The sequence below is a fragment of the Amycolatopsis sp. YIM 10 genome, assembly GCF_009429145.1.
GTDB lineage: Bacteria > Actinomycetota > Actinomycetes > Mycobacteriales > Pseudonocardiaceae > Amycolatopsis.
This window is the reverse complement of sequence record NZ_CP045480.1, coordinates 2875483-2898482: the sequence shown is the minus strand read 5'-3', so window position 1 is coordinate 2898482 and position 23000 is coordinate 2875483. Positions and strand designations below refer to the sequence as shown.

The window sequence follows — 23000 nt, the reverse complement described above, 5'->3', positions numbered from 1 at the left end:
GGCGCCGGCTCCGGAGTACACACAACCACGGTCACCTGTGGCGATCCAGCCGGGTGACACATATCCGGAACAGGGCCGCCGATGCCGTACAGGCCACCCCAAAAAAGAACAGTGCGTCACCACGACCTTCACTAATTCGTGTGACACGGCGCATTTTTTCGCGTTTTCCCGGCCCAGCGAAGATCATTTTTCGGGCTCCACCGATTCAGTTCCGGTCGCTTTCCGGGCCCGCGCCCGCCGTAGTTACGATGACCGCCGCCCACGCTCGTGTAGGAGGAACGATGCCGGAGCTCACCAACGAGCCCCACGCCCGGAATGCCATGGAGGACACCGGGCAGCTCCCGATCATGTTCGGCGGCCCCGGCCCGTCGCTGCTCCGTGACGAGCCCGCCGAGCGGACCGGGCCGGACTACGAGGCGATCCAGCGCAGCCCGGAGTTCACCGGCCTGCGCTCGCGGCTGCGCCGGTTCATCTTCCCGGTCAGCCTGCTGTTCTTCGCCTGGTACCTGGCGTTCGTGCTGCTGGCGGCCTACGCGCACGAGTTCATGAGCACCCGCGTGTTCGGCTCGGTGAACGTGGCGATGCTGCTCGGCCTCGCCCAGTTCGCCTCCACCGTGCTGATCACCGCCGCCTACCTGCGCTTCGCCAACCGGCGCCTCGACCCGCAGGTGGCCGCGATCCGCCGGAGCGTGGACCGGTGAGCGCGCTCGCCGCCGGGGTGCCGGAGAGCGATCCGGTGGTGAACATCGCGGTGTTCGCCCTGTTCGTCGCGATCACCCTGTACGTGGTCTACCGGGTCAGCAGCCGCAGCTCGTCCACTTCGGACTACTACGCCGCGGGCAGCGCCTTCACCGGACGGCAGAACGGCATCGCACTTTCGGGTGATTTCCTGTCCGCCGCGTCCTTCCTGGGTATCGCCGGGGCGATCGCGATCCACGGGTACGACGGATTCCTCTACTCCATCGGGTTCCTCGTCGCGTGGCTGGTCGACCTGCTGCTGATCGCCGAGCTGCTGCGCAACACCGGCCGGTTCACCATGGGCGACGTGCTCAGCTTCCGGATGCGCCCACGTCCGGTGCGGGCCGCCGCGGCCACCTCGACACTGGTGATCTCGCTGTTCTACATGCTCGCGCAGATGGCGGGCGCCGGCGGGCTGATCGCCCTGCTGCTGGACATCGAAAGCGGGTTCGGCCAGGCGCTGGTGATCGGTGTCGTCGGCCTGGTGATGGTGCTCTACGTGCTGGTCGGCGGGATGAAGGGCACTACCTGGGTGCAGATCATCAAGGCCGCCATGCTGATCCTGACCGTGGCGCTGATGACGGTGTTCCTGTTCGGCAAGTTCGGCTTCAGCTTCTCGAACCTGCTCTCGTCGGCCGCGGACAACAGCCCGATGGGCGACGCCCTGCTCGAACCGGGCGGGCTCTACGGTGCCACCGAGACCAGCAAGCTCGACTTCGTCTCGCTGTCCATCGCGCTGATCCTCGGCGCGGCCGCGCTCCCGCACGTGCTGATGCGCTTCTACACCGTGCCCAACTCGAAGGAGGCCCGCCGGTCGGTGGTCTGGGCGACCGCCTGCATGCTGGTCTTCTACCTCTGCACGCTGGTGCTCGGCTTCGGCGCGGCGGCACTGGTCGGCTCCGACGAGATCCTCGGCGCACCGGGCCGCGAGAACTCGGCGGCCCCGCTGCTGGCCCTGCACATCGGCGGCACGCTGCTGCTCGGCGTGGTGGCCGCGGTGGCCTTCGCCACCATCCTGGCCGTGGTCGCCGGGCTGACCATCACCGCGTCCGCCTCGTTCGCGCACGACGTCTACGCCAACATCTTCAAGGACGGCAAGGCCGAGCCACGGCAGGAGGTGCGGGTGGCGCGGATCACCGCGGTGGTGATCGGCGTGCTCGCCATCGCCGGCGGCATCCTGGCCAGCGGGCAGAACGTGGCCTTCCTGGTCGCGCTCGCCTTCGCGGTGGCGGCCTCGGCGAACCTGTCCACGCTGCTGTACTCCCTGTTCTGGAAGCGGTTCAACACCACCGGCACGCTGTGGGGCATCTACGGCGGGCTGGCCGCGTGCCTGGTGCTGGTGCTGTTCTCGCCGGTGGTCTCCGGCACGCCGGACTCGCTGTTCCCGCTGGTGGACTTCAACTGGTTCCCGCTGAAGAACCCCGGCCTGGTGTCCATCCCGTTCTCGTTCCTCTGCGGCATCGTCGGCACCCTGCTCGGTGAGCGGGCCGATCCGCGCAAGCAGGCCGAGATGGAGGTCCGCTCGATCACCGGCATCGGCAGCTGACCTACCCTCGATCGGGTGAGTGCTGATCGGATCCGGGACTTCCTGGAGCGGATGGACCCGCCGACGCCGTGCCTGGTGGTCGACGTCGACGTGGTGCGCGCCCGCTACCGCGAGCTGTCCGCGCTGTTCGACGGGGTATCGCTGTACTACGCGGTGAAGGCGAACCCCGAGCCCGCGGTGGTGCGCGCGCTGGTCGCGGCCGGGTCGCGGTTCGACGTGGCGAGCCCGGCGGAGATCGAGCTGTGCCTGTCGTGCGGTGCGTCACCGTCGGCACTGTCCTACGGCAACACGATCAAGAAGCCCGCCGACATCGCGGGCGCGTACGCGGCGGGCGTCCGCGACTTCGTCTTCGACGCCGAAGAGGACCTGGAAAACCTGGCCCGTCACGCGCCCGGTGCGTCGGTGTCGGTGCGCATACTGGTGGACGGCCCGGACTCGGTCACCCCGTTCGGCCGGAAGTTCGGTTGCGAACCGGAACTGGCGCTGGCCCTGCTGAAGCGGGCCGCCGAGCTGGGGCTCGACGCGGCCGGGGTGGCCTTCCACGTCGGTTCACAGCAGCTGGACCCGCTGGCCTGGGACACCGGGATCGCGGCGGCGGCGAAGATCGCCGCCGAGGTGCCGCTGCGCCGGCTCAACCTCGGTGGCGGCCTCGGCACCACCTATCGCGAGGGCGCCCCGGCACCGGCCGAGTACGCCGACGCCATCTTCGGCTCGCTCGGACGGCACTTCCCGGACGGACTGCCGGAACTGCTGATGGAGCCGGGCCGGGCGCTGGTGGCCACCGCCGGGCTGATCCGCACCGAAGTGGTGCTGGTCGCCCGTAAGTCCACTGTGGATGATCACCGCTGGGTCTATCTCGACGTGGGCCGGTACAACGGCCTGGCCGAGACGGAGAACGAGGCCATCGCCTACCGGCTCGTCCCGCTCGGCGCGCAGTCGGCCGAGACGGGCCCGGTGATCCTGGCCGGGCCGACCTGCGACGGTGACGACGTGCTCTACCAGCGCACCCCGTACCGGCTGCCGCTCTCGCTGCGCGGTGGTGACCGGCTGGACATTCTCGACGCCGGTGCGTACACCGCGAGCTACTCCTCGGTGGCCTTCAACGGGATCCCGCCGCTGCGCACGTATTGTCTTGGCACGGGGGTGGAAGATGACGGCTGAGGTGGGACTGTTCGCGGGCAGGCACGTGCTGGCCGAACTGCACGAGGTCGACCCGGCGCTGCTGGACGACGCCGCGTTCCTGCGGGCCACGCTGCGCGAGGTGATGGAGTCGGCCGGGGCGACCGTGCTGGGCACGCAGGCCCACCGGTTCGAGCCGCAGGGCGTGACCGTGCTGGCCATGCTCGCCGAGTCCCACGCCTCCGTGCACACCTATCCGGAGCTGGGCGCGATGTTCGTCGACGTGTTCACCTGCGGGGAACGCGCCGACCCGGAACTGGCCGTGCGCCTGCTCGCCGAAGCACTCGGCACGCGTTCGGTCATCTCGTCCACAGTCGACCGCGGGCACCGAGTGGTGTTGCCGCACAACAACATCGGGAGCTGAGTTGGCGAGCGTCGTCGAGCCGGTGGGTGCCGGGCTGACCAGGGTGTGGGAGCTGGACGAGGTGCTGCTCGACACCCGCACCTCCTACCAGCACCTGGTGATCGCGCGGACCGCGCAGGGCGTCTCGCTGTTCTGCGACGACGAGCGGCAGAGCACCGAAGCCAGCCAGCTCGTCTACCACGAGGCACTGATGGTGCCGCCGCTCCTGCTCGCCGACGGCCGGTCGCGCGTGCTGGTGGTCGGCTCCAGCGAGGGCGTCGCCACGCAGATCGCGGTGGCCGCCGGGGCGTTCGTGGACCACGTCGACATCGACACCGAGGCCGTGCGGGCCTGCGCCGAGCACCTGCCATACGGCTACTCCCCCGCCGAACTCGCCGACGCCGAAGCCGGCACGGACACCGCGCGCGTGTGGTACCGGGACGGCTGGTCCTTCCTCGCCGAGACCGAGCACCGCTACGACCTGGTGGTGATCGACCTTCCGGACGAGAACACCGATCCGGCGGCACAGCACAACCGCTTGTACAGCAAGGATTTCCTGCGCCGGTGCGCGAACGTGCTGGCGCCCGGCGGGGTGGTCTGCTGCCAGGCGGGCTGTCCGACGCTCTGGCGCAACGAGACCCTGCTCGCGCTGTACCACCGGTTCACCGAGGTCTTCGGCACCACAGTCTACTTCGGATCGGACGAGCACGAGTGGGCGTTCCTGTCCGGCCGCCCCGACGCGCTGCCGGACCCGGTGGCGACGATGACCGCGCGGCTGGCCACCCTGCCCTACCGTCCGTCCTCAGTGGACGCCGAAACCCTGCGCGGCGGCACCGTGCCGCCGTACTCGGTGCGGCACTCAGGCCGGGCGTAGGCCGCTGACCACGATCTCCAGCATCCGCTCGGCTTCCTCGGGCGTCGCGCGCTCGGTGGCGACGCACAGGCCGTGCCCCAGTCGCAGCAGGTCCACCGTGGTGACCTCGGGCCGGACGTGTCCCCGCGCGGCGGCGAGCACCTCGTCCGCGACCTCGTGCAGCACTCCGTGCGCCCAGGAGAACACCTCGTGCTCCTGGTCCAGCGACGCCCTGAGCGCGAAGGTCAGCCCCTTCTTGCGGGTGAAGAACCGGACCTGCTCCCGGAACCAGAGCAACATGACGTCCTCGGGCGCGGCGTCGGCCGCGAGCTTGCGGCCGTGGTCGGCGACCGCCCCGATCTCCTCGCGGTAGACCGCCTCGACCAGCACGTCGCGATTCGGGAAGTGCCGGTACAGCGTGCCCGCGCCGACCCCGGCCCGTTTGACCACCTCGTCGAGCGGCACGTCGGTGCCCTTCGCCGCGAAGAGCTCCCGCGCGACGGCGACGATCCGCTCGTAGTTGCGGCGTGCGTCGGCCCGCATCGGCGACCTCCTCGTCAGCTAAGCGGATAGATTCTCCGGTTAGGCTTGCGGAAGCGGAGACTCTCTCCTTATGCTAACCCCAAGACCAAGCGGAGAATCTCTCCGCTTAGGTTCTCTGGGGTTCCCGCATCCGCTTGGAGACAACTTCGTGTCCACACCCACACTTCCGGCACCTCCGGCCACCCGGCCGGGCCTGGCGCTGGCCACCGTGCTCACCGCGCAGCTCATGCTCATCCTCGACGTCACCGTGATGAACGTGGCGCTGCCCGGCATCCAGGCCGAACTCGGCTTCAGCCCGACCGGCCTGTCCTGGGTGATCACCGCGTACAGCCTGGTCTTCGGCGGTCTGCTGCTGCTCGGCGGCCGCGCGGGTGACCTGTTCGGCAGGCGGCGGCTGTTCGTCTCCGGCGTCGCCGTGTTCACCGCCGCCTCCCTGCTCGGCGGCCTCGCCGACTCGGCGTTCTGGCTGGTCGCCGCGCGTGTGCTGCAGGGCGTCGGCGCCGCGGCCGCCGGGCCGAGCACGCTCGCGCTGATCACCACCACCTTCACCGAACCCGCCGCCCGCACCAGGGCGCTGGCCCTGTTCACCAGCGTCGCCAGCGGCGGGTTCGCGCTCGGGCTGCTGGTCGGCGGCCTGCTCACCGACTGGTTCTCGTGGCGCGCGGCGCTGTTCATCAACGTGCCGTTCGGCATCGCGGTCTGCCTGCTCGCCACGCGGTACGTGGCCGAACCACCCCGCACCCGCGCCCGGCTCGACCTGCCCGGCGCACTGCTGGCCACGCTCGGCATCGCGACGCTGGTCTACGGCTTCAACCACGCCGCCACCGACAGCTGGACCCACGGCGTGACCGTGCTGTGCCTGGCCGGCGGGCTCGTGCTGCTGGCGATTTTTGTGCTGGTCGAACTGCGCACGCGGCAACCGCTGATGCCGCTGGGCCTGTTCGCCGACCGGGATCGCGCGGCGGCCTACCTCAACTTCTTCTTCGGCCCGATGGCGATGATGTCGATGTTCTACTTCCTCACCCAGTTCATGCAGGAGCTGAGCGGGTTCGGGCCGCTGGCCACCGGGTTCGCCTTCCTGCCGATGGCCGGGGCGGTGTTCGGGCTGAGCCGGTTCGTGCCGCGGCTGCTGCCCCGGTTCGGGCCGAAGGCGCTCGCGGTCACCGGCTGCCTGCTGATGATCGCCGGGCTCGGCTGGCTGACCGGGTTGACCCCGGACACCGCCTACTTCCCCGGCCTGTTCGGCCCGATGCTGCTGATGGGGCTGGGCGCGGGCACCGCGTTCACCCCGCTCAACGTGATCATCATGGCGAGCGCGCGCCAGGAGGACGCCGGGGCGGCGGGCGGGGTGCTGCAGACCATGCAGCAGCTCGGGTCGGCCGTGGGACTGGCCGTGCTGGTGACCGTGTTCGGGGTGGCTTCGCGGAACTCGGACGGTGCGATCGGCTTGACCGAGGGCATGACCGCGGCGTTCACCGCGGCCGCCGTGATCGCCACCGGCACCCTGCTGGTGGCGCTGACCTTCCGGCGGAAGGGAGTTACAGCCGCTCGCCCGCCTGCGTCTTCGCGGTGACCTTGCGTTCGACCACAAAGGACACAAACGGAACGCAGCCGGCCAGCAGCACACCGGCCACCGCCTTCCACGACCAGCGGGCCTTGATCGCCAGGTCGATGGTGAGCGCGGCGTAGACCATGAAGACCACACCGTGGATCGGCGAGTACACCGCCGACGGGCCGGGGTTGTCGAACACGTAGCGCCAGATCATCACCACGACCAGGCCGAGCAGGCCGACGCCGGTGACGTAGGCCGCCACGCGGAACCGGGTCAGCGGCCCGCGCAGGTCGGCGGCGCGCTTCTCGGTGCTCACCATCTGCTACTTCCTGCTTTCTTCGTCGCGTGCCGCCAGTTCGGCGAGATACGCGTTGTACGCCGCCAGTTCGGCGTCCTCGGGGTCCAGCGGCTGCTCACGGGAAGCCCGCGGCTGCGGTAGGCGAACCGGCTTCGGCTCGGGCGCGGGCGCCTCGGCGGGCGGGTTCGCCTCCGCGCGGAGCCGGATCTGCCGGATGCGCCAGAACATGAACGCCGGGAACAAGCCGAACAGCGGCCACTGCAACACGTAACCCAGGTTCTGGAAGGTGCCGTTGGCGGAGGAGAACTTCTCCCACTGCCACCAGGCCAGCCCGCAGCAGAGCACCAGGCTCAGCAGGCAGACCCCGGCGATCGCCAGGCGCCGGGCGATGGGGGACGTGGCCATGGACACCCTTCGACGCTAGCACCCCCGTCCGGGTGAGCCACCGCACACCTGGTGCCGATATGCCCGATTGGCCCGGGTCAGTTCGAGGTGAGCGTCCGCGCGGACTTGGCGTAGCCGTCGGCCAGGCCGAAGACCTTCTGCGCGTATTCGATCGAGTTGTTGTACGACATGATCCCGGCCCACCAGCCCTGGGCGGCCGCCATGTCGCGCCCGCCCGCGCAGAGGTAGCGGGCGGCGGCCAGTGCGGCGTCGTCGATCTGCTGCGGATCGCCGACGCCGTCACCGTTGCCGTCGGAGTTGTACTTGGCCCAGGTGCTCGGGATGAACTGCATCGGGCCGACCGCGCGGTCGTGCGTGGAGTCCCCGTCGAAGCGGCCGCCGTCGGTGTCGCCGATCGCCTTGACGCCCGGCGAGCCGTCCAGCGGCACCCCGATGATCGGCTTCGACGGCAGGCCGTCGGCGCCGAGCGCGGCCCCGCCGTACTGCCCGTGGTTGGACTCGATCCGCCCGATCCCGGCCAGCGTGGCCCAGGAGAGCTTGCAGCCGGGCAGTTCCGCCCGCGCCGCCAGCTCGGCGTTGCCGTAGGCCCGCAACGCCCGCGCCGGCACGCCCATCACCGGCGCCGCCCGCTGCGACCAGTCGGTGAGCAGGTCGGCGGTGGACCGCTGCTGGGGCTGGCCCTGCTGCTGCGCCCCGCCGACCGAAGCGTCCACCGGGGCGAGCGTGCCCGGCTCCACCGGCGCGGCCTGCACCTGCAGTGCCGGGATCTCGGTGGTGATCGGGCCCGCCTCGGGCACGCTGGCCTTGGCGACCACCCACACGCCGGCTCCGGCCACCGCGAGCACCGCGGTCACGATTCCCGCTCGCCCGGCGACAGCAGCCGCTCCGGATCGGACCTTGGTGGTCAACTCGCGAACCCTCCAGCCACACCGACTTCGTCAGGACAACGACTCGGCGCAGGCTAGCGTTACGGGCGCGCTGCCGCGGACGCGGCTCGCCAGGTGGGAAGCCGCCAGGTGGACGGCCTCAGCCCGCGTCGCGGCGCTGGCGGGCCAGCCTGGCCACGCACCACGCGGGTGCGCTGCCACGGCGCAGGTGCTGGAGCACGGTCATCGGGCCGAGCCGCTTGCCGAGGTCGGCCGGGGTGAGCCCGGCCGCGCGGTAGTCCAGCGCGCGCTGGTCGAGCGGGCTGAGCCCGGCGTCCCACCACTTCTCGGCCTCGGCCACCGGGCCGATCATCTGCCACCAGCCGGCGGCGGCGCTGAGCAGTTCCACCGGAACCTCCGGCAGCCTGCCGCGCATGGCTTCCACGTAACCGGGGTCGGCGGCCTCGAGCGGCGCCCATCCGGTCGAGCCGGTGCGCGCCCGCTGCCCGGGAATACCCGGCGGGGCCTGCGGCATGTCGGCGAGCCAAGCCGAAGCGATCCGATCCGCCTCGCGCTCTTCGGCGCTCTGCTCACGCTCGGCGGCCCACTGCTGGATCAACGCGTCCACTCCGGGATCCCCGGTCATCCCTGCCTCCTTACTCATGCGCCGCGTTGGGTTCAGCCCGGGTCGAACAGCTGAGGGCTTTGTTCGAAACGAGGAACCGGACGCGGGTCCATGAGAACCAGACGATCACGCAATGTGAGCACCGTAGGGGGCACGGCCCCGCTTCCGCCAGTGTTTGCCGTAGATGAATCGGTCTACCAGTACATTAATCGTCGATATCCACCCGGATGGTCGAGCGATCCGCCCGAAATCTGGGAATGGTGACTCAGAGTGAATTCGCCCTATCCGGGCACAACTTCGGCCGGCCCCGCGTCGCACACGCGGGGCCGGCCGAAGTGGACGGTGTCGGCGGTGTCGCCCCCGCCTAGGCGAACAGGCTCTTCACGAAGGTGACGATGGCTTCGGCGCCGTCACGCAGCCAGCCGAGCGCGGTCTGCACCGCCTCCGCGGACTGCGTGGGCTGGGTGATCAGCAGGAACAACACGAGCGCGACGACGCCGACGAGCAGAATCTTCTTGATTTGCGGCGACATGGCTCCATCCTGAGGTCCCCGGGGGCCACGCGCTCAGCGTCGCCGTAGTCCAAACCCATCTTCGACCGTCATCCTGCCCCCGCGCACCCGATTCGAACAGGCTTTCACGCCAATGCGCACTACCGTTCACGCCGAGTAGGTGACGATCTCCTACGCAGTGTAGAAGTCCACGGCCCGATTACCCGGTCGGACACGCCCGGCACTCGATGGTGAACCGAGCTGACCGAGCGTGTTCCGACCACCCGCGGTTACCGCACGTTAACTAATGACTCCCGCATTCCGAAGCTCGTCCACTTCGGTCACGCCGAACTCCGCCAGCACCTCGTCGGTGTCGGCGCCCTTGTCGTGCGGTGCCTCCGGCGTCGCGGCCGGGGTCCGGTCGAACCTCGGCGCCGGCGCGGGCTGCACCACCCCGCCGATCTCGACGAAGGTGCCGCGCGCCCGGTTGTGCGGGTGCTCGGCCGCCTCCCACGGCGAGAGCACCGGGGTCAGGCAGGCGTCGGTGCCCTCGGCCTTGGCCACCAGCTCGTCCCTGGTGTGCTTGCCGATCGCCTCGGTGAGGATCTCGCGCAGCCTCGGCCACTCGTTCTTGTCGACGTGCACCGGCAGCTCGGCCGGGTCGAGCCCGAGCACCTTGACCAGGTCCGCCCAGAACCGCATCTCGATCGCGCCGACCGCCACGTACTTGCCGTCGGCGGTCTCGTAGGTGTCGTAGAAGGGCGCGCCGCCGTCGAGCATGTTGTCGCCGCGCTCGCCCGGCCACACCCCGGCCGCCCGCAGCCCGTGCAGGTGCGTGGTGAGCAGGGCCGCCCCCTCCACCATCGAGGCGTCGACCACCTGGCCCTGCCCGGACGAGGTGCGCTCGTACAGCGCCGCCAGCACACCCATCGCCAGCAGCAGCCCGCCACCGCCGAAGTCGCCGACCAGGTTCAGCGGCGGCACCGGCCGCTCCCCCGCCCGGCCGACCGGCTCCAGCGCACCGGCCAGGCCGATGTAGTTGATGTCGTGCCCGGCGGCGGGCGCCAGCGGGCCGTCCTGGCCCCAGCCGGTCATCCGGCCGTAGACCAGCCGCGGGTTGCGGGCGCGCACCTGCTCCGGGCCCAGTCCCATCCGCTCGGCCACGCCCGGCCGGAAGCCCTCGATCAGCACGTCGGCGCGGTCGGTCAGCCTGAGCACCAGCTCCACGCCCTCCGGCGTCTTGGTGTTCACGCCGATCGTCCGCCTGCCGCGCATCAGCGGGTCGTACGAGAAACCCAGCACGTCCTCCCCCGGCTTGGCGCGATCCACCCGGATCACGTCCGCGCCGAGGTCGGCCAGGATCGTGCAGGCGAACGGCGCGGGCGCGAGCCCGGCCAGTTCGATCACCTTGAGCCCGGCGAGCGGGCCGGTCTTGTCGGGCATGTCAGAGCGTCCTCGAGATGATTTCCTTCATGATCTCGCTGGTCCCGCCGAAGATCCGGGAGATCCGGATGTCCGCCCAGGCCCGCGCGATCGGGTACTCGGTCATGTAGCCGTAGCCGCCGAACAGCTGCAGGCAGTCGTCGACCACCTTGTTGATCCGCTCGGTGGTCCACAGCTTCACCATCGCCGCGCCCTGCACGTCCAGCTCGCCCCTGAGGTGGCGCTCGACGCACTGGTCGAGGAAGGCGCGGGCGACGGCAGCCTCGGTGGCCGCCTCGGCGAGCTTGAACTTGGTGTTCTGGAACTTGAAGATCGGCCTGCCGAAGGCGGTCCGGTCCTTGGTGTAGGCGATGGTCTGGTCGATCGCCGCCTCCATGCCGGCCACCGCGGTGACCGCGATGATCAGCCGCTCCTGCGGCAGTTGCTGCATCAGCTGGATGAAGCCCTGGCCCTCCTCACCGAGCAGGTTCGCCGCGGGCACGCGCACGTCGTCGAAGAACAGCTCGGCGGTGTCCTGGCCCTTGAGCCCGACCTTGTCCAGCACCCGGCCGCGCCGGAAGCCCGGCGTGTCGGTCTCGACCGCGATCAGCGAGACGCCCTGCGCCCCGGCATCCGGATCGGTCTTGCAGGCGACCACCACCAGATCGGCGTGGTAGCCGTTGGTGATGAAGGTCTTGGCGCCGTTGAGCACGTACTCGTCCCCGTCGCGGACCGCGCGGGTCTTGATGCTCTGGAGGTCGGAGCCGGTGCCCGGTTCGGTCATCGCGACCGCGCCGACGAACTCGCCCGAGGCGAACTTCGGCAGCCACTCGCGCTTGCGCTCCTCGGTCGCGTAGTGCAGCAGGTAGTGCGCGACGATGCCGTTGTGCACCGTGACTCCCCAGGCACCGTCCCCGCAGCGGGCCTGCTCCTCGTAGAGCACGGCCTCGTGGGCGAAGGTGCCGCCGCCACCGCCGTACTCCTCCGGGATGGAGAGCGCGAGCAGGCCGACCTCACCGGCCTTGGTCCACAGCTCGCGGTCGACCTTCTTCTCCGCCATCCAGCGTTCCTGGTTGGGCACCAGTTCCTTCTGGCAGAAGGTGCGCGCGAGGTCGCGGAAGTCCTCGAGATCGGGGTTGCTCCATGAGCTCTTCTGAATCTGCAGTGGCACGGCGGACCCTCCGGACTGGAAAACATGCCAATCGGAATGTAAGTTCTGCTCGGAATGTACATCTGGAGCCCAGGTCGGGTAAAGCCCACCGGAACGGGGTTTTCGCTGTGACCGGCACAACACATCGCACGCAGGCGGAGCGACGGGCGGCCACCCGGACCGCCCTGCTCGACGCGACCATCGACTGCCTGGTCGAACTCGGCTACGCACGCACCTCGGTGCAGGAGATCTGCGCCAGGGCCGGGGTGTCGAAGGGCGCCGTGCAGCACCACTTCTCGGCCAAGGCGGAGCTGATGGCCGCCGCCGTGGAGCACCTGACGAACCGGCTGAAGTCCGAGCTGGCCGCCTCGCTGGAACGCCTGCCTTCGGGCGCGGACGGCATCCCGGTGGCGATCGACCTGCTCTGGGAGGGCTACTCGGGCACGCTGGCCACCGCGGTCACCGAACTGTGGGTGGCCGCGCGCACCGACGACGAACTGCGCGCGGCGATCCGGCCGGTCGACCGGGCGCTGGGCCGCTCCACCCTGGAGCAGATCTCGGCGGTGGCCGGTGACCTGCCGCGGGAGCGGGCCGAGGTGCTGTTCTGGCTGACCGTCAACCTCACCAGGGGCCTGGCGCTGGACGCCGAACTGGGCGGGGACCCCAAGCGGCGCAAGCAGTTGCTCGACGAGTGGAAGCGGGTCGCGGTTTTCCTGTACGAGCACGGTTAGGTCTCGAAGGTCGCGGTCCGGCTACGGTCCGGGTGGTTTCCCGCGATGGTGAGGACGTCCCCAGGATTGACAGGAGTCCTCGATGACCGCAGGCGCGACCCCGCCGCCACCGGCGATGCCGCCGCAGTTCCAGCCGTACCACCAGCCACCACCCCCGCCGCCGCGGCGCCCCGGCGTGCACGGGTTCTCGGTGGCGGCCGGTGTGCTCGCACTGGTGGCCGCCGGACTGCTGATCTTCGGCAGTTTCCTGCCCTACACCGAATACCAGATCGTCACCGACGGCGAGGCGAGCTTCTCCCAGCAGACCACCGGCTGGGAGTGGATCATCCAGGAACTCTCCGACGACGGGCCGTCCTTCGACGAGACCGAGGGCGCGCACCCGCCGCGGTTCGGCATCGTGCTGACCGTCGCCGCCGCGGTGCTGCTGATCGGCGCGTTCGTCACGGTCGCCTCGGCGGGCCGCCGCGCGAGCGCCGGGGTGCGCGCGGGTTCGCGGCTGCTGCTCAGCACGGCGACCGCGGCCTCGGCGATCGCGGTGTGGATGGTCGCGCTGACCGCGTCGAGCCTGCAGAGCATGGCCACAGTGGACGAAGGTGGCCGCACCTCGTTCCGGACGGTGTACACGCTCGGCACCGGTTTGTGGGTGCTGGTCTGCGGTGGCGGGGTGGCGCTGCTCGCGCTGCTGGTCGCCTGGCTGCCCAATCCCGACCGGCGGGTCGCGGTGGCGGCGCCGGGCGTGCAGATGTACCTGGAGCCGAAGACTCCCCCGCACGGATTCGCGCCGCCGATGGCGCACCAGCCGCCGCACGCACCGCCGCCCGCACCTGCCGGACCGCCCGCGCCCGAGCCGTACATCTCGCCGTTCACCCAGGTGGCGACGACCGAATCACTGGCGGCGACCCCCGAAGCCGAACCGGCGAAGGAGCCGGTGGAAGCACCGGCCGAAGACGAGACTGAGGCCGAGGCAGAAGGCGCGGAAAAGAAGGGCCAGGGCGAGGAACCGCCCAAGTAGCACCCCTCGCTGCCATGAACGGTCCAACCGGTTGGACCGTTCATGGCACCCACCCCCAGGGTAACGTGAGGTTGATTCATGTTCTACGGATTCGTTCCGCCTACCGACGGTATGCTGTACTGACGAGTAACCTCGCCACGGAACGGAGCCGCTCATGACCAGCACCACGCCAGCGCCCACCGGTCAGCAGTCTTCCCGGCCGAGCACCGTGGGCGGCGTGGTCGGCGCGCCTTCGGCCGCGCGGGCGGCCCAGCTGGTCCGCCGCGCCACCGGCGGCGCGGACCGGGCGCCCGCCGAGATCACCTCGCCGTTCACCGGCCTGATCACCGCGGCGCTGCCCCAGGCGGACGACACCGAGGCCCGCGCCGCCTTCGCCGCGGCCCGGAGCGCGCAGGGCGCCTGGGCGGCGGTGCCGGTGACCGAGCGCCAGCGCATCCTCATCCGCCTGCACGACCTGCTGCTCGAACGCCAGGACGAGGTGCTCGACCTGGTCCAGGTCGAGGCGGGCAAGGCAAGGATGGACGCCTTCGACGAGGTCAGCGGCTCGGCGCTGGTCGCCGCCTACTACGGCAAGCACAGCGCGCGCATCCTCTCCCCGCGCCGCGCCGCCGGGGTGATCCCGGTGCTCACCAAGGCGGGCGAGATCCGCCACCCCAAGGGCGTGATCGGCGTGATCACCCCGTGGAACTACCCGCTCGCGCTGACCGCGATGGACGTGCTGCCCGCGCTGGCGGCGGGCAACACCGTGGTGCAGAAGCCGGACAACCAGACCGCGCTGTCCGCGCTCTGGCTGCACGAACTCGCCGAGGAGGCCGGACTGCCCGCCGGGGTGTGGCAGATCGTGCTCGGCCGGGGTTCGGCGATCGGCGACGCGCTGGTCGAGGAGTCCGACTACCTCTGCTTCACCGGGTCCACGCCGACCGGCAAGCGGCTGGCCGAGCAGGTCGCCGGGCGGCTGACCGGGTACTCGCTCGAACTCGGCGGCAAGAACCCGATGATCGTGCTGCCGGACGCGAACCCGGCCAAGGCCGCCGCCGGCGCGGTCACCGCCTGCTTCTCCTCGGCCGGGCAGCTGTGTGTCTCGGTCGAGCGGATCTACGTCCACGAAAGCATTCGCGAGGAGTTCACCAGGGCCTTCGTGGCGAAGACCGAGGCGTTGCGGCTCGGCGCGAAGCTCGACCACTCCGCCGACATGGGCTCGCTGACCTCGGAAAGCCAGCTGGCCACCGTCTCGGCGCACGTCGACGACGCGCGGGCCAACGGCGCGACCGTGCTCACCGGCGGGCATCCCCGGCCCGACGTCGGCCCGCTGTTCTACGCGCCGACCGTGCTCACCGACGTCACCCCGGCCGCGAAGCTGTTCGCCGAGGAGACCTTCGGCCCGGTGGTGTCGATCTACGGCTACACCGAGATCGACGACGCGGTGGACCGCGCGAACGACACCGTCTACGGCCTCAACGCGAGCGTGTGGTGCCGCGACACCCGCGCGGGCGCGGCCGTGGCGGCGCGGCTGAAGGCGGGCACGGTCAACGTGAACGAGAGCTACGCGGCCACCTTCGGCAGCGTCGGCGTGCCGATGGGCGGGATGAAGGAGTCCGGCTTCGGCCGTCGCAACGGGGCCGAAGGGCTGCTCAAGTACACCGAGGCGCAGTCGATCGCGGTGCAGCGCGGGCTGAAGCTGCGCCCGTTCCGCGGCCTGCCGCCGAAGCTCTGGGTGAAGAGCATGACTTCGAGCATGAAAGCCTTGCGGCGCCTGCCCCGCTGACGCCTGACCGGCGGCGTCCTGGGCCGGTTGCCCGCGCTCATAGGATGTCCGCCATGGTCGACATCCAGCTCTCCACGCCGGACACGCTTCCCCAGCCCAACGGGTACAGCCACGTGGCCGGCGTCGGCCCGGGCGGCCGGCTGGTCTGGACGTCCGGTCAGGTCCCCATCGCCGCGGACGGCACCGCCGCCCCCGCCGGGGACTGGGCGGCCCAGGCCCGCCAGGCGATGCACAACGTCGGCGCCGCCCTCGCCGCCGCGGGCGCGACCTGGAAGGACGTCTTCAAGCTCACCTTCTACGTGGTCGACACGTCGGCGCTGGCGACGGTGCGGGAGGTGCGGGACGAGTTCGTCGACACCGAGCGCCCGCCGACCAGTTCGCTGGTCCAGGTGGCGGGCTTGTTCCGGCCGGACCTGCTGATCGAGATCGAAGCCGTCGCGGCGATCGACTGATGCCCGAAGCCACCCTCTCGGCGCTGCAGATCGCGGCGAGCCGGGACACCCGGACCACGCTGGACCGGATTCTGGGCTACGAGGCGGAAATCCGCGCTTCGGGCACGGACCTGCTCGTGCTGCCCGAAGCCGCGCTCGGTGGTTATCCCGCCTCCGGGCTGACCGGCGAGCGCTTCACCCGGTACTTCGAGCAGGCCGTCGAGGTGCCGGGGCCGGAAATCGAGGCGCTGGCCGGGTTGTCGGCACGCACCGGGGCGACGCTGGTGGTCGGCGTGGTCGAGCGCGACGGGTCCACTTTGTACTGCACGGCGGTCTTCCTCGACCCGGTGACCGGGTACGCGGGCAAGCACCGCAAGCTGGTGCCGACCATGCGCGAACGCCTGGTGTGGGGCCGGGGTGACGGCTCGACGCTGCCGGTGGTGCCGACCGCGGCCGGACTCGCCGGGGCCGCGTTGTGCTGGGAGAACTACCTGCCGCTGTTGCGCGCGGCCATGTACGCCAAGGGTGTTCGCGTCTGGTGTGCGCCCACGGTGGACGATCGCGAGGTCTGGCGCTCGACCATGCGGCACATCGCCGCCGAGGGGCGCTGCTTCGTGGTCAGCGCCTGCCCGTACGAGTCCGAAGGGGACGATCCCTTCGCCGGGGGCAGCCTGATCGCGGGGCCGTCCGGTGACGTGCTGGCGGGCCCGCTGCTGGATGCCGAGGGCCTCGTCACCGCGAAGATCGACCCGGACGAGACGATCGCCTCACGCGCCGAACTCGACGTGTCCGGTCACTACGCCCGGCCGGACGTGTTTTCCCTGTCGGTGGACGAAACCCCGCGTCCCGGCGTCACCTTCCACCGGGATTAGGTAGTTTCCTGAGCGGCGGAGCCGCTTGCTGTGGGCCGCCAACCCGCCACCCGCACCGTCACGCAAACACGGCAGGACATTCTCTACGCGCTGAGCAAGCCTCGGTCCTTGGCGATGGCGACGGCTTCGGCTCGGCGGCTCGCGCCGAGCTTCGCCATCACGCGGGACAGGTGCACGCTCACCGTTTTCTCGCTGATGTACAGCTCTTCGCCGACCTGCCGGTTCGTCCGGCCCAGCGCGACCCGCTCCAGCACCGCGCGTTCACGCTCGGTCAGCGGGTCGACCACGTCGCGCCGCGGCGCCTGGCCTGGCAGTTCGATGCGGGCGCGGTGGGCGAGGTCGCGAATGCTGTCACCGAGCGGTTTCGCGCCGAGACGCTCGGAAACCTCGTACGCCTTCAGCAGTTCCGCCGCCGCGAGTTCGGCATCGGCGGCTTCGCCCGTGCTCAGCAACGCCGCCGCGTACCGCTGCCGCGCCATGGCCTGCTCGTAGACGGCGCCGTAACCGAACTCGGCCACCACTTCCGCCCAGGCCGCCGGGTCGAACCGCCCGTACAGTTCCGGGGTCTCGGCCGCCAGCCGAGCCTGCCAGGCCCGGCCTTCCGGGCCCATCGTGCCCGACCGTGGCTTGCCGTGTTCGAGGCAGGAACGGCCGTGCGTCAGCAGTTCCTCACCCTTGGCCACCGCCGCGGCCTCGGCCTCGGCGTCCCCGCGCACCCTCGCGGCCGCCGCCAGCGCCGAACAGGAGCGCATGCCCAGCACCACCATGCGCACCCCGCCGAGCAACCACGGCTCGAACTCCTCCAGCTCCCGGATCACCTCTTCGGTGCGGCGCACCGCCTCGTTGTGGTCGCCGCGCCAGTACGCGATGTCGATGCCCACCGCCCCGCCCGCGATGGCGATCAGGATGTCCGTGCGCCACTCGGAGCGCAGGCTCTCGACCATCTTCTCCGCTTCGGCGAGCCGCCCCCGCGCGGCCACGATGTACACCCAGGACGCGGTCATCCTGGCCGCCACCGCGCTGGACACCCCGCGGTGCGGGCGCCCGTCCTCGGTCGGCCAGTCACCGCTGACGTAACGCAGGTACAGGTGCCGGGCACGGGCCTCCAGGCCGAACGAGCTCCAGGTGAGCCCGTTTTCCTTGGCGTAGTCGGAACTCTCCCGGTAGGCGGCGAGCGCTTTGTCTATTTCGGACAGTTCTTCGTAACTGGAGGCGAGGAAGTAGCGGGCCCGCAGCTGGACGTTGAGCGCCCCGGCCTGCGCCGCCTTGCGCTGCGCCTGGCGCAACCGGTCGCGGGCCTCTTCGATGTGTCCCTCGGTCTCGGCGAGCGCGCCGAGCGTGACCAGCGCGTCAGCCTCGGCGCCGTCCGCGCCGACCGCGCGGGCGTCGGCCACCGCGCTCTGCGCGCTCCACAGCGCGTCGGCGATCTTGTCCTCACCGCGCTGGATGATCGCCCTGGTGGAGAGCACCCAGGCGCGGGTGCGCGAGGCAGGCAGGTGCTCGACCAGCTCCCACGCCCTGGCGATCGCCTCCACCGACTCGTCCCACGACCCGTCCAGCACGGCCAGCACCTGCGCCAGCCGCCGCCACAGCATGGCCGCGCGCTCGGCGGGCACCCCGTCGTGGATCGCCTCGACCGCGCTGCGGGCGTAGGCGATCGCGCGCTCGGGCTCACCCGAGGTCCCGGCGAAGTAGGACGCCTCGGTGAGCAGCTTGATCTCGTCGACCCCTTCGGGCCGTTCGCTTTCCGGCACCGCGTCCCAGATCGCCAGCGCCTGCTCGATGTGCTTGAGCGCGGACGCCGGCGCGCCGAGTCCGTCGGCCTCCGCGGCCGCGCGCTTGGACGCGGCCAGCGCGGTCGGCAGGTCGTTGCTCTCCAGGCTGTGGTAGGCCAGCAACGCGTCACCACCACGGGATTCCGGGTTGCGGCGCAGGCGGTCCGCGTACTGGGCGTGGGTCCGCGTGCGCTCGCCCGGCAGCAGGTCGCCGTAGACCGCCTCGCGCAGCAGTGCGTGCCGGAACAGGTAGAACTTCTTGTCCACCACCAGGACGTGGTGCTGCACGGCTTCGCGCAACGCCTCGTCCAGTGCCAGTTCGTCCAAACCGGACAGATCGTTGAGCACGGCGTGCGAGACCCCGCCGTTGGCCACCGAGATCAGCCGCAGCACCCGCCGCGTCTCCGCGGACAACCGCTCCACCCTGGACAGCAGCACCTCGGCCAGCCCGATCGGCAGATCCGCCTCGTCCGCGCAGGAGGCGATCAGCTCCTCCAGGAAGAACGGATTGCCCTGCGACCGCTCGATCACCCCGGAGATCACCTCGGGGGACAGCGTCGCCTCGGCCAGCGCGGTGACGAACTGGCGGGCATCGGCCTCCCCGAACGGCGGCAGCTCGATCCGCTCCACGCTGGCCAGCCGCACCAGCTCGGACAGCACCGGCCGCAGCGGGTGGCGCCGGTGCACGTCCTCTTCGCGGTAGCTGGCCACCACCAGCAGGCGCTGCGCGCGCAGCCGGGACAGCAGGAAGGAGAACAGGTTGCGGGTGGAGCCGTCGGCCCAGTGCAGGTCCTCCAGCAGCAGCACCACCGGGGTGCGCTCGGACAGCTCGGTGAGCAGGCCCAGCACCGCGTCGAACAGCTGCAACTGGCCGAGGTCCCGCTCGGGCCGGACCTGGCCCCTGGTCTCGTGGTCGCTCGCGGACACCGGCGTGTGCTCCGCGCTCGGCGGCAGCACGGTGCCCAGCTGCGGCAGCAGCCTGCCGAGCGCCTGGCGCACGCGGAGCGCGTCGGCCACCGCGCTGTCCCCCGAGGTGGCCAGCGGGGTCAGCGCCTCGGCGAAGGGCAGGTAGGGCAGGCCACCCTCACGGACGTCCAAGCAGCGGCCGGTGAGCACCAGCGCGCCCCGGCCGGCCGCGTGTTCCCCCAGCTCCGTCAGCACGCGGGTCTTGCCGACCCCCGCGTCCCCCGACAACAGGACGGCGCCGGCTTCGTTGCGCTCGGCACGGGCGAGCGCGGCACGAAGCCGGCGCATTTCACTGGTCCGCGCGACGAGCGGGATTCCGGATCCGAGACGGGGCACGATGTGCATTCTTACCTACCCGCGGTCCGGGAGTCCGGTGGTTTTCGCTCGTGGCTCAGCCGCTGTGACGCTCATTGCTACGCGGCGCGGTCGTGTTCCCCGTCGCGTTGCCTCGGTATGTGCACCTGCGGCTTGTTCCCCTTCATCCAGCGGAACGCCCGGCTGCCGCGAACCACCCTGGTCAGCCTGCCCGCGCGGTACAGCTCGTCGTTGCGGTAGGCGACCTCGGCCTGCACGGCGTCCCACATCCAGTCGGTCCTCATGGTCTGCTCCTCTGTCGATCCCGGTCTCTTCTGCCGAGTCTCAGAGTCGTGCTGAGGGGTCCGCCCGTGCATCGGACGATCACGCAGTCCGGACATGCGTCGGCCCCTTACTCCCGTCTTGCCCCTGCGCGACGGGTGTAAGGGGCCGAAGTGGCTGACTCAGCTGGGGTCGAGGCTGCCGGCGCGCGTGGCGTCCAGCAGCCCCTGCCAGCCCCGGGAGCTGAAGGAGAGCAGACCGCCCTCGACATCCTTCGAGTCGCGGACGGCCGCGCCGTCTCGGGTGAATGCGATTTCGACGCAGTCATTGCCGCCACCGCTGTGGCTGCTCTTGCGCCATCGGGTCAGGAATACAGGGTTCTCGGACATGGTCCCCACTCCTTACTTTGCTTGCTCCGCACCGAGCCGCTCGGCCGACTCGGCGATCAGTTCGACCGAGTCATCCGGTTTCAAGGCAGTGGCACGCAGGTGATCGAACATGAGGGTATAGCGGCGCACATCATCCGGCATCTCCAGGTAAAGGCCGCTGGAAGTGCTGTCGACGTAAACCACGTCCGGATCTGCCTGCTCCGGAAAACCGAGGATGAGAAACGGTCCCTCCATTCCCGGATGCGCACCCGCGCCGAACGGCACCACCTGGAGTGTCACGTGCGGCAGTCGCGCGACTTCGAGCAACCGGGAAACCTGTTCCGCCATCACTTCGCACCCGCCGACGCGCCGGTGCAGCACCGCCTCGTCGATCACCGCCCAGTACTCCGGCGGGGCCGGGTCGGTGAGCAGTTCCTGGCGGGCCATCCGCGCCGCCACACGGCGCTTGAGTTCGGTCTCGTCGGCGTCCGGGCGCAGTGCGCGAATCACCGTCCGCGCGTACCGCTCGGTCTGCAGCAGGCCGGGTACCAGCAGCGCCTGGTAGGCCCGCAGGGAGCTGGCGTCGGCTTCCAGCCCGACGAAGGTGCCGGTGAAGACCTCGTTGTAGGCGTGCCACCAGCCGCGCTTGCGCGCCTCCCTGGCGAGCTGGACCAGCGCCTCGCGCTCGTCACCCATCAGGCCGTACAGCTCCAGCATGTCCCGGACGTCGCGCGGGGTGACGCCGACGTGCCCGGTCTCGATGCGGCTGATCTTCGAGGCGGAGCACTCGAGCTTCTCGCCGACCTCGTCGATGGTCAGCTCGGCGGCCTCACGGAGCCGGCGCAGTTCTCCGGCCAGCCGCCGGCGGCGCACTGTCGGCCCCTGCCCTCGCGCCACTGCCCCACCTCCGCTGTGCTGCTCGCTTGCCGATGTCCCTGATGCCATATCTAACCAGCCGCCCAGACTCGCCGTGATGAATTGACTACTTCAATTTCGCCCGCGTCCCCAGATGGTGGACTGCAAATTGCACATTGCCGTTGTACGCTCGCAGTGTGCTCCATTTTCCGGCCGGGAGCCAGTACATCGGGCAAATTCGGAGAGGTCCACTTCCGGGGAGGAGCGGGTGTGCGCGTGGGTCACCCTGAGCTGAACATCGTGAACCCATTAGCCGCCATTGTGGAACGAAGGCTGGCCGACCTCACCCGTTCGGCGGCCACCCACGACACGCAAGTCGCCGCGTGGGTAGCACGCCACGAAATCCCGGTTCTGGCCGAAGCATTGCGCGCGGTGCTCGCGGAGCACCGGACGGACGCCAGGGGACGCTGTGTGGCGTGCCGCGGGCGGCGCTGGCGACAGTGGCGAAATCGTCACCCATCCGTGCCGTGCCGCGCTTACGTGGCAGCGCGGCTGGCGCTCGGCGACGGGCTCCCGGCGGAAATCACCCACCCGGCGCAACGCCGGAAGCACCGCAGGCGCCGGGCCGCGGGCGAGTAAGGGGCCGGCGGCGCTGTCCATCCTGGACCTGGTCCGGTCCGGGAAGGACACACCCGCTCACAGCACGCGCAGCAGGCCCTCCTGGACCACGGTGGCGATGAGCGTGCCGTCGGCGGCGAAGAAGCGGCCGGTGGCCAGCGCGCGGGCGTTCGAGGCGGACGGCGACTCGGTGTCGTAGAGGAACCACTCGTCGGCCCGGAACGGGCGGTGGAACCACATCGCGTGGTCGAGGCTGGCGCCGAGCACCTTGTCCAGCTCCCAGTAGGCGCCGTGGCGGGCCAGCGGGGAGTCCAGCAGCGTCATGTCCGACGCGTAGGCCAGCACGCAGACGTGCAGCAGCTGGTCGTCGGGCAGCGTGCCGTCGGCCCGCATCCACACCTGGTTGCGGGTGGCCGGGGTGCCGGTGCCGCGGGTCACCCACGGCGGGTCGTTGACGTAACGCAGGTCGATCGGCCGCGGACGGCTGTGCAGCCCTTCCAGCGCGGGGTAACCCTCGATCCGCTCCTGCACGGTCGGCAGCGTCTCGGGCGCGGGCACGTCGGGCATCTCGTCGGCGTGCTCGATGCCCGGCTCCTCCTTCTGGAAGGAGGCGGACAACGCGAAGATGGCCTTGCCGTGCTGTACCGCGACCACCCGGCGGGTGGTGAACGACCGGCCGTCGCGGATGCGGTCGACCTCGTAGACGATCGGCACCCGCGGGTCGCCACCGCGGATGAAGTAGGCGTGCAGCGAGTGCACCGTGCGCTCCGGCGGCACCGTGCGCCCGGCGGCGACCAGCGCCTGCCCGGCCACCTGCCCGCCGAACACCCGCACCGGCGAGTGCGGCGGGCTGACGCCGCGGAAGATGTTCTCCTCGATCCGCTCCAGGTCGAGCAGGGAAACCAGGCGGTCGAGCACCACCTGGCCGCCCTGGCCGGCAGCGGAGTCCAGCTCGGTGGCGGCGGCTCGGGCGACCTCAGTCATGCCGGAAACCCTATCCCGGCAAAGCGCACATCCGGGA

24 protein-coding genes are annotated in these 23000 nt (G+C 70.6%); 11 read left to right on the top strand and 13 right to left on the bottom strand.

Going from position 1 to position 23000, the window contains the following annotated elements; all coding sequences use genetic code 11:
• The first annotated feature begins 281 nt into the window (after nt 1-281).
• The 5 genes from YIM_RS14200 to YIM_RS14180 are packed head-to-tail and all read left to right on the top strand — an operon-like array spanning nt 282 to nt 4680.
• Entirely contained in the window at nt 282-701 is a 420-nt protein-coding gene (locus YIM_RS14200) for a DUF485 domain-containing protein (protein ID WP_153030817.1), read from the top strand.
• Entirely contained in the window at nt 698-2284 is a 1587-nt protein-coding gene (locus tag YIM_RS14195) for a cation acetate symporter (protein WP_153030816.1), read from the top strand. The genes YIM_RS14200 and YIM_RS14195 overlap by 4 nt, the downstream gene beginning before the upstream one ends.
• Nucleotides 2285-2335: 51 nt before the next feature.
• Nucleotides 2336-3445 carry a type III PLP-dependent enzyme gene (locus tag YIM_RS14190; protein WP_153036971.1) on the top strand — a complete coding sequence of 370 codons (1110 nt, stop codon included), beginning with the start codon at nt 2336-2338 and terminating at the stop codon, nt 3443-3445.
• Nucleotides 3435-3827: an adenosylmethionine decarboxylase gene (gene speD, locus YIM_RS14185; RefSeq protein ID WP_153030815.1), complete on the top strand. Its 393-nt coding sequence runs from the start codon at nt 3435-3437 to the stop codon at nt 3825-3827. The genes YIM_RS14190 and speD overlap by 11 nt, the downstream gene beginning before the upstream one ends.
• Nucleotide 3828: 1 nt before the next feature.
• Nucleotides 3829-4680, top strand: a complete 852-nt coding sequence (locus YIM_RS14180; protein WP_228004714.1) for a spermidine synthase — start codon at nt 3829-3831, stop codon at nt 4678-4680.
• Here the strand turns inward: YIM_RS14180 and YIM_RS14175 are convergent.
• Nucleotides 4666-5202, bottom strand: a complete 537-nt coding sequence (locus tag YIM_RS14175) for a TetR/AcrR family transcriptional regulator (protein ID WP_153030814.1) — start codon at nt 5200-5202, stop codon at nt 4666-4668. The two genes, YIM_RS14180 and YIM_RS14175, sit on opposite strands and share 15 nt — an antisense overlap.
• A 148-nt stretch (nt 5203-5350) precedes the next feature.
• Between YIM_RS14175 and YIM_RS14170 the strand changes: the two genes are divergently transcribed.
• Nucleotides 5351-6775 carry an MFS transporter gene (locus YIM_RS14170; RefSeq protein WP_228004713.1) on the top strand — a complete coding sequence of 475 codons (1425 nt, stop codon included), beginning with the start codon at nt 5351-5353 and terminating at the stop codon, nt 6773-6775.
• On the opposite strand, the gene YIM_RS14165 is transcribed toward YIM_RS14170, so the two are convergent.
• The 7 genes from YIM_RS14165 to YIM_RS14140 form a co-directional block, all read right to left on the bottom strand.
• Nucleotides 6741-7073, bottom strand: coding sequence for a DUF3817 domain-containing protein (locus YIM_RS14165; RefSeq protein WP_153030813.1), 333 nt, complete (start codon nt 7071-7073; stop codon nt 6741-6743). The genes YIM_RS14170 and YIM_RS14165 overlap by 35 nt on opposite strands.
• A 3-nt stretch (nt 7074-7076) precedes the next feature.
• Nucleotides 7077-7457 (bottom strand): hypothetical protein, encoded by a 381-nt coding sequence (locus tag YIM_RS14160; RefSeq protein ID WP_153030812.1) that lies wholly within the window; start codon nt 7455-7457, stop codon nt 7077-7079.
• Between the two features lie 77 nt (nt 7458-7534).
• Nucleotides 7535-8365, bottom strand: coding sequence for a lytic transglycosylase domain-containing protein (locus YIM_RS14155; protein WP_153030811.1), 831 nt, complete (start codon nt 8363-8365; stop codon nt 7535-7537).
• A gap of 118 nt (nt 8366-8483) precedes the next feature.
• A complete protein-coding gene (locus YIM_RS14150) occupies nt 8484-8969 on the bottom strand; it encodes a helix-turn-helix transcriptional regulator (protein WP_153030810.1) in 486 nt (161 codons plus the stop codon).
• Between the two features lie 343 nt (nt 8970-9312).
• Nucleotides 9313-9480: a hypothetical protein gene (locus tag YIM_RS48575; RefSeq protein ID WP_194240144.1), complete on the bottom strand. Its 168-nt coding sequence runs from the start codon at nt 9478-9480 to the stop codon at nt 9313-9315.
• Between the two features lie 258 nt (nt 9481-9738).
• A complete protein-coding gene (locus tag YIM_RS14145) occupies nt 9739-10881 on the bottom strand; it encodes a CaiB/BaiF CoA-transferase family protein (protein ID WP_153030809.1) in 1143 nt (380 codons plus the stop codon).
• Between the two features lies 1 nt (nt 10882).
• The gene (locus YIM_RS14140; protein WP_153030808.1) at nt 10883-12031 is read right to left on the bottom strand and encodes an acyl-CoA dehydrogenase family protein; all 1149 of its coding nucleotides are present in this window, start codon (nt 12029-12031) and stop codon (nt 10883-10885) included.
• 107 nt (nt 12032-12138) lie between these two features.
• On the opposite strand from YIM_RS14140, the gene YIM_RS14135 reads away from it, so the two are divergent.
• From YIM_RS14135 to YIM_RS14115, 5 genes are all read left to right on the top strand, one after another.
• Nucleotides 12139-12741: a TetR/AcrR family transcriptional regulator gene (locus YIM_RS14135; protein ID WP_153030807.1), complete on the top strand. Its 603-nt coding sequence runs from the start codon at nt 12139-12141 to the stop codon at nt 12739-12741.
• Between the two features lie 82 nt (nt 12742-12823).
• Nucleotides 12824-13753 (top strand): hypothetical protein, encoded by a 930-nt coding sequence (locus tag YIM_RS14130; RefSeq protein WP_153030806.1) that lies wholly within the window; start codon nt 12824-12826, stop codon nt 13751-13753.
• A gap of 154 nt (nt 13754-13907) precedes the next feature.
• Nucleotides 13908-15518 carry a succinic semialdehyde dehydrogenase gene (locus YIM_RS14125; protein ID WP_153030805.1) on the top strand — a complete coding sequence of 537 codons (1611 nt, stop codon included), beginning with the start codon at nt 13908-13910 and terminating at the stop codon, nt 15516-15518.
• A gap of 53 nt (nt 15519-15571) precedes the next feature.
• Complete coding sequence (locus YIM_RS14120; protein WP_153030804.1) at nt 15572-15970, top strand: RidA family protein; 399 nt, start codon at nt 15572-15574, stop codon at nt 15968-15970.
• Nucleotides 15970-16821 (top strand): carbon-nitrogen hydrolase family protein, encoded by an 852-nt coding sequence (locus YIM_RS14115; protein WP_153030803.1) that lies wholly within the window; start codon nt 15970-15972, stop codon nt 16819-16821. The genes YIM_RS14120 and YIM_RS14115 overlap by 1 nt, the downstream gene beginning before the upstream one ends.
• A gap of 83 nt (nt 16822-16904) precedes the next feature.
• Here the strand turns inward: YIM_RS14115 and YIM_RS14110 are convergent, their stop codons facing one another.
• The 5 genes from YIM_RS14110 to tesB form a co-directional block, all read right to left on the bottom strand.
• Entirely contained in the window at nt 16905-19907 is a 3003-nt protein-coding gene (locus tag YIM_RS14110; RefSeq protein ID WP_153030802.1) for a helix-turn-helix transcriptional regulator, read from the bottom strand.
• Nucleotides 19908-19975: 68 nt separating this feature from the next.
• A complete protein-coding gene (locus tag YIM_RS14105) occupies nt 19976-20161 on the bottom strand; it encodes a hypothetical protein (RefSeq protein ID WP_153030801.1) in 186 nt (61 codons plus the stop codon).
• Between the two features lie 159 nt (nt 20162-20320).
• The gene (locus YIM_RS14100) at nt 20321-20527 is read right to left on the bottom strand and encodes a DUF397 domain-containing protein (protein WP_153030800.1); all 207 of its coding nucleotides are present in this window, start codon (nt 20525-20527) and stop codon (nt 20321-20323) included.
• A gap of 12 nt (nt 20528-20539) precedes the next feature.
• Nucleotides 20540-21403 carry a helix-turn-helix transcriptional regulator gene (locus YIM_RS14095; protein WP_153030799.1) on the bottom strand — a complete coding sequence of 288 codons (864 nt, stop codon included), beginning with the start codon at nt 21401-21403 and terminating at the stop codon, nt 20540-20542.
• Between the two features lie 654 nt (nt 21404-22057).
• Nucleotides 22058-22963, bottom strand: a complete 906-nt coding sequence (gene tesB, locus YIM_RS14090; RefSeq protein WP_153030798.1) for an acyl-CoA thioesterase II — start codon at nt 22961-22963, stop codon at nt 22058-22060.
• Nucleotides 22964-23000 lie beyond the last annotated feature (37 nt).

Coding starts and splice junctions, on each gene's coding strand:
- YIM_RS14200 (WP_153030817.1), top strand. CDS start 282: ATGCCGGAGCTCACCAACGAGCCCCACGCCCGGAATGCCATGGAGGAC.
- YIM_RS14190 (WP_153036971.1), top strand. CDS start 2,336: ATGGACCCGCCGACGCCGTGCCTGGTGGTCGACGTCGACGTGGTGCGC.
- speD (WP_153030815.1), top strand. CDS start 3,435: ATGACGGCTGAGGTGGGACTGTTCGCGGGCAGGCACGTGCTGGCCGAA.
- YIM_RS14175 (WP_153030814.1), bottom strand. CDS start 5,202: ATGCGGGCCGACGCACGCCGCAACTACGAGCGGATCGTCGCCGTCGCG.
- YIM_RS14165 (WP_153030813.1), bottom strand. CDS start 7,073: ATGGTGAGCACCGAGAAGCGCGCCGCCGACCTGCGCGGGCCGCTGACC.
- YIM_RS14160 (WP_153030812.1), bottom strand. CDS start 7,457: ATGGCCACGTCCCCCATCGCCCGGCGCCTGGCGATCGCCGGGGTCTGC.
- YIM_RS14150 (WP_153030810.1), bottom strand. CDS start 8,969: ATGACCGGGGATCCCGGAGTGGACGCGTTGATCCAGCAGTGGGCCGCC.
- YIM_RS48575 (WP_194240144.1), bottom strand. CDS start 9,480: ATGTCGCCGCAAATCAAGAAGATTCTGCTCGTCGGCGTCGTCGCGCTC.
- YIM_RS14145 (WP_153030809.1), bottom strand. CDS start 10,881: ATGCCCGACAAGACCGGCCCGCTCGCCGGGCTCAAGGTGATCGAACTG.
- YIM_RS14130 (WP_153030806.1), top strand. CDS start 12,824: ATGACCGCAGGCGCGACCCCGCCGCCACCGGCGATGCCGCCGCAGTTC.
- YIM_RS14125 (WP_153030805.1), top strand. CDS start 13,908: ATGACCAGCACCACGCCAGCGCCCACCGGTCAGCAGTCTTCCCGGCCG.
- YIM_RS14120 (WP_153030804.1), top strand. CDS start 15,572: ATGGTCGACATCCAGCTCTCCACGCCGGACACGCTTCCCCAGCCCAAC.
- YIM_RS14115 (WP_153030803.1), top strand. CDS start 15,970: ATGCCCGAAGCCACCCTCTCGGCGCTGCAGATCGCGGCGAGCCGGGAC.
- YIM_RS14110 (WP_153030802.1), bottom strand. CDS start 19,907: ATGCACATCGTGCCCCGTCTCGGATCCGGAATCCCGCTCGTCGCGCGG.
- YIM_RS14105 (WP_153030801.1), bottom strand. CDS start 20,161: ATGAGGACCGACTGGATGTGGGACGCCGTGCAGGCCGAGGTCGCCTAC.
- YIM_RS14100 (WP_153030800.1), bottom strand. CDS start 20,527: ATGTCCGAGAACCCTGTATTCCTGACCCGATGGCGCAAGAGCAGCCAC.
- tesB (WP_153030798.1), bottom strand. CDS start 22,963: ATGACTGAGGTCGCCCGAGCCGCCGCCACCGAGCTGGACTCCGCTGCC.